This window comes from Bacillus sp. FSL K6-3431, assembly GCF_038002605.1.
Lineage (GTDB): Bacteria > Bacillota > Bacilli > Bacillales > Bacillaceae_C > Lederbergia.
Genome location: NZ_JBBOCT010000001.1, coordinates 1,292,171 through 1,304,255 on the forward strand (window position 1 = coordinate 1,292,171; position 12,085 = coordinate 1,304,255).

Annotated in this window: 13 protein-coding genes; 4 read left to right on the forward strand and 9 right to left on the reverse strand. The window is 36.5% G+C overall.

Features of this window, described 5'->3' with window-relative positions; genetic code table 11:
• Window positions 1–15 precede the first annotated feature (15 nt).
• The 3 genes from MHB53_RS06510 to MHB53_RS06520 all read left to right on the forward strand — a co-directional run bounded on the left by MHB53_RS06510 (window position 16) and on the right by MHB53_RS06520 (window position 2,392).
• Entirely contained in the window at window positions 16–612 is a 597-nt protein-coding gene (locus tag MHB53_RS06510; protein WP_340916410.1) for a YhcN/YlaJ family sporulation lipoprotein, read from the forward strand.
• A gap of 77 nt (window positions 613–689) precedes the next feature.
• Complete coding sequence (locus MHB53_RS06515; protein ID WP_340916412.1) at window positions 690–890, forward strand: YlaI family protein; 201 nt, start codon at window positions 690–692, stop codon at window positions 888–890.
• 1,031 nt (window positions 891–1,921) lie between these two features.
• Complete coding sequence (locus MHB53_RS06520) at window positions 1,922–2,392, forward strand: GNAT family N-acetyltransferase (protein ID WP_340916413.1); 471 nt, start codon at window positions 1,922–1,924, stop codon at window positions 2,390–2,392.
• 213 nt (window positions 2,393–2,605) lie between these two features.
• Here MHB53_RS06520 and MHB53_RS06525 read toward each other — a convergent pair whose 3' ends face one another.
• The gene (locus tag MHB53_RS06525) at window positions 2,606–2,947 is read right to left on the reverse strand and encodes a YlaH-like family protein (RefSeq protein WP_445661501.1); all 342 of its coding nucleotides are present in this window, start codon (window positions 2,945–2,947) and stop codon (window positions 2,606–2,608) included.
• Between the two features lie 188 nt (window positions 2,948–3,135).
• Window positions 3,136–4,965, reverse strand: a complete 1,830-nt coding sequence (gene typA / locus MHB53_RS06530; protein WP_340916417.1) for a translational GTPase TypA — start codon at window positions 4,963–4,965, stop codon at window positions 3,136–3,138.
• A gap of 217 nt (window positions 4,966–5,182) precedes the next feature.
• Between typA and MHB53_RS06535 the strand changes: the two genes are divergently transcribed.
• Window positions 5,183–5,368 carry a DUF5325 family protein gene (locus tag MHB53_RS06535; RefSeq protein ID WP_340916419.1) on the forward strand — a complete coding sequence of 62 codons (186 nt, stop codon included), beginning with the start codon at window positions 5,183–5,185 and terminating at the stop codon, window positions 5,366–5,368.
• Between the two features lie 338 nt (window positions 5,369–5,706).
• Here the strand turns inward: MHB53_RS06535 and MHB53_RS06540 are convergent, their stop codons facing one another.
• The 7 genes from MHB53_RS06540 to lpdA form a co-directional block, all read right to left on the reverse strand.
• On the reverse strand, window positions 5,707–6,501 hold the full coding sequence (locus MHB53_RS06540) for an inositol monophosphatase family protein (protein ID WP_340916421.1): 795 nt from the start codon (window positions 6,499–6,501) through the stop codon (window positions 5,707–5,709).
• A 1,041-nt stretch (window positions 6,502–7,542) separates the two neighbouring features.
• On the reverse strand, window positions 7,543–7,860 hold the full coding sequence (locus MHB53_RS06545) for a hypothetical protein (protein WP_340916423.1): 318 nt from the start codon (window positions 7,858–7,860) through the stop codon (window positions 7,543–7,545).
• Between the two features lie 340 nt (window positions 7,861–8,200).
• On the reverse strand, window positions 8,201–8,395 hold the full coding sequence (locus MHB53_RS06550; protein WP_340916424.1) for a hypothetical protein: 195 nt from the start codon (window positions 8,393–8,395) through the stop codon (window positions 8,201–8,203).
• Between the two features lie 259 nt (window positions 8,396–8,654).
• A complete protein-coding gene (locus tag MHB53_RS06555; RefSeq protein WP_340916426.1) occupies window positions 8,655–8,924 on the reverse strand; it encodes a UPF0223 family protein in 270 nt (89 codons plus the stop codon).
• A 254-nt stretch (window positions 8,925–9,178) separates the two neighbouring features.
• Window positions 9,179–10,036, reverse strand: coding sequence for a polysaccharide deacetylase family protein (locus MHB53_RS06560; protein ID WP_340916428.1), 858 nt, complete (start codon window positions 10,034–10,036; stop codon window positions 9,179–9,181).
• 118 nt (window positions 10,037–10,154) lie between these two features.
• Window positions 10,155–10,418 (reverse strand): hypothetical protein, encoded by a 264-nt coding sequence (locus tag MHB53_RS06565; RefSeq protein WP_340916429.1) that lies wholly within the window; start codon window positions 10,416–10,418, stop codon window positions 10,155–10,157.
• Window positions 10,419–10,673: 255 nt separating this feature from the next.
• On the reverse strand, window positions 10,674–12,083 hold the full coding sequence (lpdA, locus tag MHB53_RS06570; RefSeq protein ID WP_340916430.1) for a dihydrolipoyl dehydrogenase: 1,410 nt from the start codon (window positions 12,081–12,083) through the stop codon (window positions 10,674–10,676).
• Between the last annotated feature and the right edge of the window lie 2 nt (window positions 12,084–12,085).

The window sequence follows — 12,085 nt, forward strand, 5'->3', positions numbered from 1 at the left end:
ATTGGAGGTAAAATGATGCGTAAAGTTAGTTTTATCATCATGCTTTTATTGTTTTTATCAGCCTGTTCACAAAATAACAACACCAAACCTAATATCCAAAATGAGAATACTTTACCGCAAGGAGTTTCTGTAAAAGACAGCCATATAAATATGAAGAACGAGACAATGTCAGATGAACAACGTGCTGAATACTTATCAAATTTGGCTGCTGGCATCCCAGATGTAAATAATGCTACAGCTGTAGTTATTGGGAATTTTGCTATGGTAGGAATTGATGTGGAAGCTAACTTAGATAGATCCAAAGTGGGAAGTATTAAGTATTCAGTAGCTGAAAGCTTAAAACACGATCCACATGGAGCAGGTGCCATGGTCATTGCAGATCCTGATCTATATGCTCGTTTAACAGAAATTGGTGACGATATTAGAAATGGTAAGCCTGTAGAAGGTTTTATGAATGAACTTTCAGATATTGCCGGACGATTAATGCCAGATGTACCTCCTCAGGAAAGTGGTAAAAATCCGGAAGATGCATTAAAGAAACCTAAAAAAGAAATGAATACGAAGAATCAACAACAATTAGACGAAGAACAACATGACCAGTCTCGTGAATAAAATATTATTGTTAACGATTATTTCATGATATACTATGTAGAAAATGAATGAGTTACATTCAGCAGAGGTGTTTTATCATGAAAGTTCAATGCGTCATCTGTGATCAGCAATCAACTATCGATACCGATTCACCACTAGCCAAAAAATTACGTAATCATCCAATACACACATTCATGTGTGTTACATGCCATAAACGAATTAAAGAAAATACAGAAGTACGACTGGCGAAAAGCTCTTTCCAATTATATACGTATAAAACTGAAATGAATGAGTTTTAAATATGGTATCGTTGAGATAACTCAAAATACAACGAAATAAAAACGTTACAAACAATTGAGGGCACTGAAAAAGTCTTAATTTAATGTAAGGATCTGTTATAGAATACAGTTGATTTCCGCTACAATCAACTTGGTTTTAGTAGTTTTGTCCCATTCATGCAAACGCAGCAAGATCGCTATACCTCCTGCGAACAATTAACGAATATTCACTTTTTCGCAAGGTCATCTGTACTATAATTGAGGTATCTTCTTATGAATTAGCTTTAGCTTATTCGTAATCATAGAGGATATATGAAATGCGACTTTCGGGAACTTATTCACACAGGCAATCACCGCAACCTTATGGGGCTTACCCTAAGGTTGCTTTTTTAATTGATCAATCTACAATCTGATTCTTAGTTTTTGCCCCCACCATGAGATTATTGACATCACCATGAAATATAGGATTTTCCTCCCCCTCTATTTCCCCTTTTATTGATTCGGTTCTATTACTGAAGATTACCGGATTGGTGCCGTTGGTGAGTCGGTTTCCTTATACGTATTCTAGATTCCAGCGTCCGCACGACTTCCCTTCACTTCTACTTTAAAAAAATAGTAGCACAAACCAGGGCCTTGGTTTGTACTACTATTTTTAGTATGTTTCACTCCATTCAACGGAAACAACTAAAAAATCAACATTCAAGCTTAATAGATCCTAAAGTAAAAAAGGTATAATACCCTGAATTCTAAGGGATTTATACCTTTTTTGCTTACAATTACTGTTTCAATATAAAATGGGTGGATAAAGTTTTTTAATTTAAAAACCTCAAACCCTAACCCCACTCTGATTTTTAGGACGGAGTTAAGATAAAGTTAGTTAATTTTAAATGTAAAATCATCACTATACTTAACCATATAACAATAAAGTCGTTAAAATCCGAATGTTATTACACAATCACTCCCTATATACAACCATTATTATAATGTGGTATAACTTGTAATAAATTGCGGGGTGAAGCCGGATTATTTATTTTTTGGAGGGAGAGATTTTCATGATTTCACTACGAAAAATCACATTAGAAAACCGACGCGAGGTATTCAGGTTAAAAGTTGCAGATGACCAATGCCGCTTTGTTGCATCCAACCTCTCAAGTGTTGCTTCGTGTTATGTTCTTGCCACCAATGGAGGTAGACCACTTCCTTTTGCAATTTATGCTGATGAGCAGGTGGTAGGTTTTGTTATGATAGTTTATGGCATTACTAGTTACGAGCTTCCGAAAATCGCAAATAAAAATTATTGTATATTGCGCCTTATGATTGGTGAACAGTACCAGAAACGGGGTAGGGAAGTTATGAAAAAAGTACTGGAGTACATACGCACATTCCCGGTAGGACACGCTCAATACTGTTGGATTTCATATGAAACCGATAACAACATTGCTAAAAATCTCTATGAAAGTTTTGGCTTTCATGATAACGGTGAGATATGCGAAAATGATCCAGTAATTGTATTAAAGCTCTAACTTGAATAGGAAAATAAACATAGCATGGAGCTGACAAATTTCAACTAAAGTATAATGATCCTAATAAAGGAAAAAAGACGACCAAAAATTCATACTTCTGAACTTTGGTCATCCTTTTTGTTTTAACTAAGTACCAATGTTACTGGCAATATTGAACATGGCTGCCCTAAACTGGCTACCGCCATTGACGACGGAAGCTTGCGCTTTTCTTGATTATATTCTACCAGCTTTTTTCTCGCGATTTAATCTAATCTTATAAATAATTAATATTAAAGCAGCAACCATAAGCCCTTCAGCTATTGGTAAAAATATCGCCAAAAAGGTTAAGAATAAACAGCCTACTATTAAAAATAGATAAATGACAAATGACTTTCCAAGTGGAAGCTTTTTAGCAAAGCCTAGTTTATATACCAAAATTGCCAATCCCGTAAGTGTAATCCAAAGTAACCAATTTGCAAGCGCTGGGCTATTAGTTAGATTGTAAAAAAAACGTAATGTAGGAGAAAATTTATCTATCGCCCTTTGATCCGCACTTGAAAGTGCTAAAATAAACATATTATTCATCATGAAGATTATACGTACTCCTTTCATTTTTTCGACCCTAATAAACCATTATTGGCGATCCAAAGATCTTAGTACTATACAATACTGCTGAAAATAAATAAAAAACCGGCCCCCATATTTCGGGGACCGTATAAAGCATACCATATTTTAATGTGAAACTAATATTGTTATTACTCTATTTACACGGTCTTTTTCTTTTTTATAGACTTTTCGCGTTCATTTTTATCCAAAATTTTCTTGCGCATCCGAATTGATTCCGGTGTTACTTCACAGTACTCATCATCATTCAAATATTCGAGCGCTTCTTCAAGAGACATTATTCTAGGCTTCTTAATAACAGATGTTTGGTCTTTATTTGCCGACCGTATATTTGTTATTTGCTTTGTTCGTGCAATATTGACCGTTATATCATTTTCTCTTGTGTGCTCTCCAACAATCATACCTTCATATATTTCCGTACCTGGTTCGACGAAAATTGTTCCGCGATCTTCTACATGCATAATACCATAGGTAGTTGATTTTCCAGTTTCCATAGAGACGATAACACCTTGTCTTCTACCACCAACTTGCCCTTTTTGCATTGGTTGATAATTTTCAAAAGTATGATTTAAAATTCCATATCCTCTAGTTAACGTCATAAACTCTGTCGTATAACCAATTAGACCTCTAGCAGGGATATGGAAAATCAAACGTACTTGCCCATTTCCATTATTGATCATATCGAGCATTTCGCCTTTTCGAGTACCCATCGATTCGATTATACTGCCAGTATGTGCTTCAGGAATATCAATTTGTACCCTTTCTATTGGCTCACATTTGATACCATCTATTTCTTTAATAATTACTTGAGGTTTTGAAACTTGCAGTTCAAATCCCTCTCTGCGCATATTCTCAATTAAAATAGATAAATGAAGCTCCCCTCGGCCTGAAACGATCCACGCATCTGGAGAATCAGTGTTTTCCACTCTTAAACTTACGTCTGTTTCTAATTGACTTCTAAGGCGTTCCTCAATTTTTCTAGATGTAATGAATTTTCCTTCTCTACCTGCAAACGGGCTATTGTTCACAAGAAACGTCATTTGTAACGTTGGTTCATCAATTCGTAAAGCCGGTAATGCTTCTTGATGTTCAACAGGACAAATTGTATCACCAACATCTATATTTTCCATACCGGAAACGGCGATTAGGTCTCCAGCGTATGCTTCAGTAATATCTACACGTTTTAAACCAAGGAAACCAGATAATTTAGACACACGGAAGTTTTTCGAGCTTCCATCTTGTTTTATTAGCGCTACTTGTTGGCCAACTTTAATTGTCCCTCTAAATACTCGCCCAATTCCAATTCTACCTACATAGTCGCTATAATCTAGTAATGAAACTTGAAATTGTAATGGTTCGTCTTTATTATCTATTGGAGCAGGTATATGCTCTATAATTGATTCGTAAAGAACCTGCATAGTATCATCTTGAGTTTCAGAATCAAGACTTGCCGTTCCATTAATACCCGAAGCATAGATGACAGGAAATTCAAGCTGATCATCGTTTGCATCTAATTCGATAAATAATTCAAGCACTTCATCAACAACTTCCTGTGGTCGTGCAAAATCTCGGTCGATTTTATTGACGACAACAATAGGAGTCAAGTTTTGCTCTAGTGCTTTTTTCAAAACAAATCTAGTCTGCGGCATACATCCTTCATATGCATCAACTACTAGAACAACACCATCAACCATTTTCAAAATACGTTCAACTTCGCCACCGAAATCGGCGTGACCGGGAGTATCTAGTATATTGATTTTTGTTTCTTTATATTGAACTGCAGTATTTTTCGCCAGTATAGTTATTCCACGTTCTCTTTCGATATCATCGGAATCCATTGCTCTTTCTGCTACTTGTTCATTTGTACGAAATGTTCCTGATTGCTTTAATAGCTGGTCAACTAAAGTTGTTTTACCATGGTCAACGTGAGCTATTATTGCAATATTCCTGATGTCTTCTCTTTTATTCAAAACTTTTCCTCCTGCCTAATTTAGAAAAACGCCAGCATCTGATCTTACTTAAATTTGAGATGCCAGTCGAAGAATTAGATAATAATCTAAAGACTTCAGTTTATATTTTTTTGTATCATTATAACCATTTATTAATAGGATTAACTGAGCTATTATATCACATCCTTTGGAAAAAATATATTTTTTTGTATAATAGATAGATAAAGGAGGCTGAAAAATGAACAATATTAAGTGGAATCTACTTTTACTTGCCACCCTAGCAACGTTTTCGATTATCGGAATAGGTTTTTCTATAGGGGCTAAAAGCATAGCAAGTGCGTCAATTTCAATTTTATGTTTAATTGGAATAATGGGATATGGGTTTATAACAAAGAAAAAAATGCGTGATGAAGGAAAACTATAAAAATGGATATAAAAGGGGGAGGCCAAAAAGTCATATAATTGGCCTTTTAGGAGCCCCTCTCAATTTTATTCTCATCACGAAAAAGGCAAGGCCTGGTCAGTTGGACGCACTTCGATTTCCCCTCACTGCAAAAAAGCAGGACTAAGGTAAATCGAACGCCCCCCACTCCAATCAACTTACATTTTTTTCAAATCAGAGCAAGATGAAAAGTTAGCAGAAAGCCGTTTTACCGATTTTCATACTTATCGGACGACTCCTTTTACTTTCGTTTTTTCGCTTATATTTTTTACTAGCTTGAATACTTTATACGATTATTGTGACTAACCATAGCAACCAACTTACTGTTTCTTTAAGTATTTTCGGAAAATCTCCGCATGTAATTCCGGCCCCGCTATTAATATGCTCCCCGTTTCAAGTAAATTTACCTGTTCACCTTGCAGATTCGTTACAATTCCTCCTAATTCCTCAATTATGATCTTCCCAGCAGCAATGTCCCACGGGGCAAGTCTCATATTAATATAAGAGTCAAGACGCCCCGTTGCAACATAGGCAATTTCTAATGCTGCTGAGCCATAAGAACGCGTACCACGTACGTCTTTAACAAGTGGAATAAACTGATGATGATCCATATAATTATTTGAGACCACCCAGGAGGCATTAAATCCAACAAGCGCATTTTCGATTAACACTTCTTTTAATCGCGATAGCTTTTTTCCATTACAATATGCACCTTCTCCAGCTTTCGCATAATATAATTCATCATGAACAACGTCATAGAGATAACCTAATTTTCCCACCCCATTATGATATACTCCTATTGAAATAAAAAAATTTCTTTGTTGGTGGACAAAATTCATCGTCCCATCAATAGGATCAATAATCCAAACAACTCCATCAAGATCTTTAAATTTATCACCGAATCCTTCTTCTGCCATAATTCGATGTTCAGGAAATTCCGATCTGATATTATGGATGAAAAATTGTTCAACATCTTTATCCATATTCGTTACAAGATCATTCACATTTGCTTTTGTCTGAATATCTAGTACAGTTTCGAATGACAAAATGATTTTTTCTCTCGCTTCTTTTATCCAATGTCGAATTAATTCATCAATTTTGTTCCACTGTCCCATACTTTCGCCCCCATAATAGATTCAATTGATCTTTATTTAGCTTAGAGATAATGTACTAACTTTTCAAGTAGCCAACCTTATTTGAGACTTCCCCGGCTAAAGCCGCAAGCACCAAACCTTCTGGTTAAACAGGTGGGATCGACTTTTCGTTCGCAGTCCATTTCTGGTTTGAACAGGCCTGCAAGTTAAGGGGCATCTCATTACCCCGCCCTGTTTTGTTCTGCATATAAAAGGTAAGCATGTACCAAAACAGGCGCTGTCGCTATGACCACGACACGAATGTTAAACTGTTTTCCTTTTGGATCACCCACTCACAGCATTAGCGATGTTGAAAGATGCATTCACATCCGCATGGCTTTGATAGCCACATTCCATAAACGGAAGACATCCTGGTTGCGGTTTCCTTTCTCCACATGTCCGCATATACACATTTGCGATGTATGTTTTGAATGTACAATTCAACCTTGATGCCTGCCATCAAGGCTTTGGTACTGAATGAACTGCTGCAATTGAAAGTGGGACCAGCTGTGCAAGTTTCGCCCTGCTTCTTTATGCGACTTCCTCGTATGACGGATACCTGTCAAATCTTTCTTTCAGATCAGACGAACACCGTTCCCTAATGCGGAGTTGACGATCTGACGGCTTATTTGATGGTTCGTATCTTTCATCCACCGGGATTCCTTACTTTTCAACTCGCGAATGCCACTGAGCTTTTTCGCTTGGCCAAGTTTTCGTCTATGCGAAACGAAACGCCTTCTTCGATAGGCCATTTCATCCCCACGCCAATACAAGCAACCGCAAGTTTGAGCAAGCAAAGGTCAATGCCCATGGTGTTATGTAGAGCACGATGGAATGGTGTTTGTTTCACTTCTGAATGACAATGTGATAGCGACAAACCAACGACCTCTTTTTTCATGGAATTCTACTGTATCTTGTATCATCTCGTCAGCCAATATTGTTGATAATCTTTGACGATGATTGGAACACCGAACCGTTTTTTAAGTGTTGGAAAAGAAACTTTATATACATGATTTTCTTTCTCTACTTTACAGTTCTGATTGTGGAAACTGCACCAAAAACAGTATTGATTCGTTTTTTGTTTTTTGTTTTTTGTTTTTTGTTTTTTGTTTTTTGTTTTTTGTTTTTCGATTGCACTATCCTATTTGTTTGATTCACAATAGCTGAAGGAAGATCTCCATCGGAAAATAAGTGAAACACCTTCGATGTAACCGATTTCAATTCTTCAAAATGTAACAGCCAATTCGAAAAAGCAGGGTGTTGATCTCTGTCATTTTCGGTAGATGGCCATTTCCTTATTTGTCGGCTTTTGAAGTTCCAGTTTGAGTGTATGGTCTGCATATGGCTTTCACCTTCAGTTTCTATCATACCACAAAATGAGAATATACGTTCCGTTTTTGTGTTTTTATGTGTTAGAAACGCTGGATACACGTACACATTTTTATTCCAATATGGATCTACAAAAAAGCGTTTCAAATACTTGTGGCACAATCATTGCCATTCCGTATTTGACCTTACTTTCATCCCACGCCTTAAGGCAGTGGGCTTTCCCGTTCGGGAATGATGTAAAATAATACCTTACTTTCAAGCAAACAGTATTATTTAAAGTGAACAAAATAAAAAAACGAACATTCCCTGCTAAAAAAAGACGGGAAGCTCGTTTTTAACATTAACATTTGCATCATAATGCTTCTAATTTCACTAATTCTTGGCGAATTCTTTCTAACTTCCGTTTTGTTTTTAGTTTAACTTCCTCATTTTCTTCTTGTAGCGCTTCGAATAATACAGCTAGCTCATAATTTAATTCTAGACGAAGGACAGCGAGTTTTTGTTTATCCAAGCTTCTTTTTCGATAAGCATTCATTACTTGTTTCATGATGAAACACCCCTTCCCAAATTAATATGGATGGAAAAAATCAGCTTTCGTTAATTGCTTGTTATAGTGTATGTTAACCGGATATTGCCGGTAACAAAATTGTGTGTTTACCTATGAAGCCATTTTATTTCAAACTGAATACTTGGCCTCATTGATGTAAGAAAAGGAATTTACTATTAGTACGTTAGTTATTTATTACCCATTTCTATACTTTTATAAACGTCCATACTATGTAGCCGCTAATCCCATTAGGTGTATTTCACATTTTTATGATAGAATCTTCGTCTGTCTTTTTCATCTTTTGGATTGTCTTATACGACGAATATCCGCTAACACCTTCAAACTCATTACAATATTTTTTTTCATCAGCTTTACCGGGAACAATTTCTTTGAATCTGCGATAGGCGGCTAATAATTCTGTTTTACGGATTCCTTTTTCATGTGCTCGTTCAATTGCATGAAAAAATCCCACTACATCAATTACCTCATCGGTTGTCCAATCATATGAAAATGGATATTGATAGTCCATTTTTCTCCCCCTTCAAGGTTTATTATTTACATGCGTATGAATACTAATCACCCATGTACTTATATATAATTTATACCCTACATTATTTTCATTCATACTAGTAGTTATTATCCCATAAAAGTAAATATGGCATACCTGGTTAGCGACCATTTGGCGAACGTTCTTCCCTCTGCACCTACATAACTAAAAACGTGTAGAACATCCACAAGCGCATATTTTACTACTCATTGCTTAAGATACGCAATATTTGTCAATCATTCTCCTGATGGTGTTTCAATCAATATAGGATCAAGTAATTCATAGCCTTTGTCTCGCAAACCTTTTACAATTTTTTCGAGACCTGCATTTGTCCATTCTCGATCATGCATTAGTAAATTGGCTCCGTTATTTAATAATTCCGTATTGACCATAATATCTGCAATTGCATCTTTAGTCATATATTGCGACTCCCAATCATATCCATATGTCCAATTCATCACTAACATCTTTTCTTCTGACGCAATCTTACGACTTTCATCCGTATTGCTACCAAAAGGAGCACGAAAGAATTTTGGGCGTTCGCCAGTAATTTCTTCTACCTTGTCATTTACAGACATAATTTCTTCCTGTTGTTCTTCGTTCGAGAGCGTCTTTAAATCATTATGCGAATATGTATGGTTACCGATCGGAAAACCAAGCTCATGAATTTGTTTTACTATGTCTTCTTTCTCAGGTGAATGAATTAAATGGCCGTTTACAAAAAAGATCGCTGGTGCATCTAATGCTTTTAATGTCTTAGCCATCTCCAAGGCATATTTATCAGGTGCGTCATCTATTGTAATCAATGCCACTTTTGCATTTGCATCAGTGATTGGCTCAATCACAAACGTATCTTCATTCATTTTATAAGTAGGTTCTTTTTGTTTATCAACCTCTTTATCAATTGCTTCTAGATCTTCTTCCTCACTAGGTTTTTCAACTTCTTGTTCACCTTCATTTGTTTCTTTGGACTGATTATTAGCAGTATCTTGTTTTTGATTATCCTCTTCATTTTTATCCACTGAAGTTGGTTGGCTGCCACATGCGGATAAAAGAAAAATAGCAGCTAGCATGATGCTGAATACTTTATTCATTTGTTTCTCCTCTCATTTTACTTGAATACTTAATCTCTTTTTCTTTTAAACAGTATATCTTCTATCATTATCGATGTCCAAAAACCACTACAGAAAAAGAGGAAATAGTTCTTTAGTTTTATAGAGTAATTTTCCCGATAAAAATGATGTGTAATATCATATTCATCATTTGATATACTGTTAAGCTTAAAATAGTAATCCATATTGTGCGCTTTCGCGTTTTTAAAAGAGCTTTCGCTAGTAAAAAGGCCAAATAAAAGAACACAATAAATAAAATTACTTTTGAAATTGAATGATCTTTTCTAGATAACCAATCAACTAAAGTAAAGCCACTCCAAATAAACATTTGCAAAATCATTGCGATATATTTTTTTATCAGCATAAAGGATCACCTTCATTTTCATAGAAATATACTATTACTGATAATATGCAGGCACTTGAATTGGCAATATAAGTTTATCCGATTTTATTTTCCGAAAACAAAAAAGCACCATTTCCATTTTTGGAAAAGGTGCTTTTTTGTCTAGCTACAGGCGCTAAGGGCTCGTAGTCATAAGAGGCAATCCACCAAGTAGGTATAGACCAACCTCCTCGCCGTCTTGTATTATGCTTGTAGCCCTTGAACGAGCGCTTTTCGCTATTTTACAATATGAATTGGTGTGCCCAAAGCAACTTCCGCTGCTTCCATTGTAATTTCACCAAGCGTAGGATGTGCATGAATAGTCATTGCAATATCCTCCACAGTCATGCCAGCTTCAATCGCTAATCCAAGCTCAGAAATCATATCTGAAGCACTAGCACCAGCAATTTGTGCACCTACAACAAGACCGTCTTCCTTGCGCGTTACAAGCTTAACAAATCCATCTGTATTATTTAGCGCTAATGCACGACCGTTTGCAGCAAATGGGAATTTAGATGCATTAACTTCTAATCCCTCATCTTTTGCTTGCTTTTCAGTATAGCCGACTGTTGCAAGTTCTGGCTCAGAGAAAACTACTGCTGGAATTGCTAGATAATCCACTTCTGAAGTTTGTCCAGAAATTACTTCTGCAGCAATTTTTCCTTCATAAGATGCTTTATGCGCCAATGGAGGTCCTGGTACAATATCGCCGATCGCAAAAATGTTTTTCACGTTCGTTCTGCATTGTGCATCCACTTCAATGACACCACGGTCTGTCATTTTAACCCCTACTTGCTCTAAGCCGAGCTCATCTGTATTCGGTTTACGTCCAACCGTAACAAGCACGTAATCCGCTTCTACTGTTTTCTCTTCACCTTTAGCTTCGTAAGTAACGATGACACCATTTTCCGTTTCTTTCACACCTTTAGCCATTGCTTTTGTTACGATTTCAGTGCCTTTCTTTTTCAAGTTACGTTTAACAAGTGCGGTCATTTGTTTTTCAAAACCGCCAAGAATATCATCCGTACCTTCAAGAATTGTTACTTGTGAACCGAGGTTTGCATATGCAGTTCCAAGTTCAGTACCAACATATCCGCCACCGATGACAACAAGTTTCCCAGGGATTTCATCCAAGTTTAACGCACCAGTTGAATCGAGCACTCGTTTTGAATACTTGAAGCTTGGAAGTTCAATTGGTCGTGAGCCTGTAGCAATAATAGCATTTTTAAAAGTATACGTCTGCGATGAGTTTTCATCCATAACCTTAAGGCTGTTTTCATCAACAAAGTATGCTTCTCCTTGAACGATGTCAACTTTATTCCCTTTTAATAAACCTTCCACTCCACCAGTTAGCTTCTTTACAACTCCAGCTTTCCATTCTTGCACTTTCGAAAAGTCTACAGTTACTTTTTCAGCTGTAATTCCCATATCGTCTGAATGTAGTGCTGAATCATAGCGATGTGAGGCAGAAATTAAAGCTTTAGAAGGTATACAGCCTACATTCAAGCAGACTCCACCAAGCGTTCCTTTTTCAATGATCGTTACTTTTTGACCAAGTTGTGCAGCGCGAATTGCCGCTACATATCCACCTGGACCCGCACCAATGACAATTGTATCTGTTTCAATCGGGAAATCTCCTACTACCATGT

Coding starts and splice junctions, on each gene's coding strand:
- MHB53_RS06560 (WP_340916428.1), bottom strand. CDS start 10,036: ATGAATAAAGTATTCAGCATCATGCTAGCTGCTATTTTTCTTTTATCC.
- MHB53_RS06520 (WP_340916413.1), top strand. CDS start 1,922: ATGATTTCACTACGAAAAATCACATTAGAAAACCGACGCGAGGTATTC.
- MHB53_RS06510 (WP_340916410.1), top strand. CDS start 16: ATGCGTAAAGTTAGTTTTATCATCATGCTTTTATTGTTTTTATCAGCC.
- MHB53_RS06525 (WP_445661501.1), bottom strand. CDS start 2,947: ATGTTTATTTTAGCACTTTCAAGTGCGGATCAAAGGGCGATAGATAAA.
- MHB53_RS06545 (WP_340916423.1), bottom strand. CDS start 7,860: ATGCAGACCATACACTCAAACTGGAACTTCAAAAGCCGACAAATAAGG.
- MHB53_RS06540 (WP_340916421.1), bottom strand. CDS start 6,501: ATGGGACAGTGGAACAAAATTGATGAATTAATTCGACATTGGATAAAA.
- lpdA (WP_340916430.1), bottom strand. CDS start 12,083: ATGGTAGTAGGAGATTTCCCGATTGAAACAGATACAATTGTCATTGGT.
- MHB53_RS06550 (WP_340916424.1), bottom strand. CDS start 8,395: ATGAAACAAGTAATGAATGCTTATCGAAAAAGAAGCTTGGATAAACAA.
- MHB53_RS06535 (WP_340916419.1), top strand. CDS start 5,183: ATGAACAATATTAAGTGGAATCTACTTTTACTTGCCACCCTAGCAACG.
- MHB53_RS06555 (WP_340916426.1), bottom strand. CDS start 8,924: ATGGACTATCAATATCCATTTTCATATGATTGGACAACCGATGAGGTA.
- MHB53_RS06565 (WP_340916429.1), bottom strand. CDS start 10,418: ATGCTGATAAAAAAATATATCGCAATGATTTTGCAAATGTTTATTTGG.
- MHB53_RS06515 (WP_340916412.1), top strand. CDS start 690: ATGAAAGTTCAATGCGTCATCTGTGATCAGCAATCAACTATCGATACC.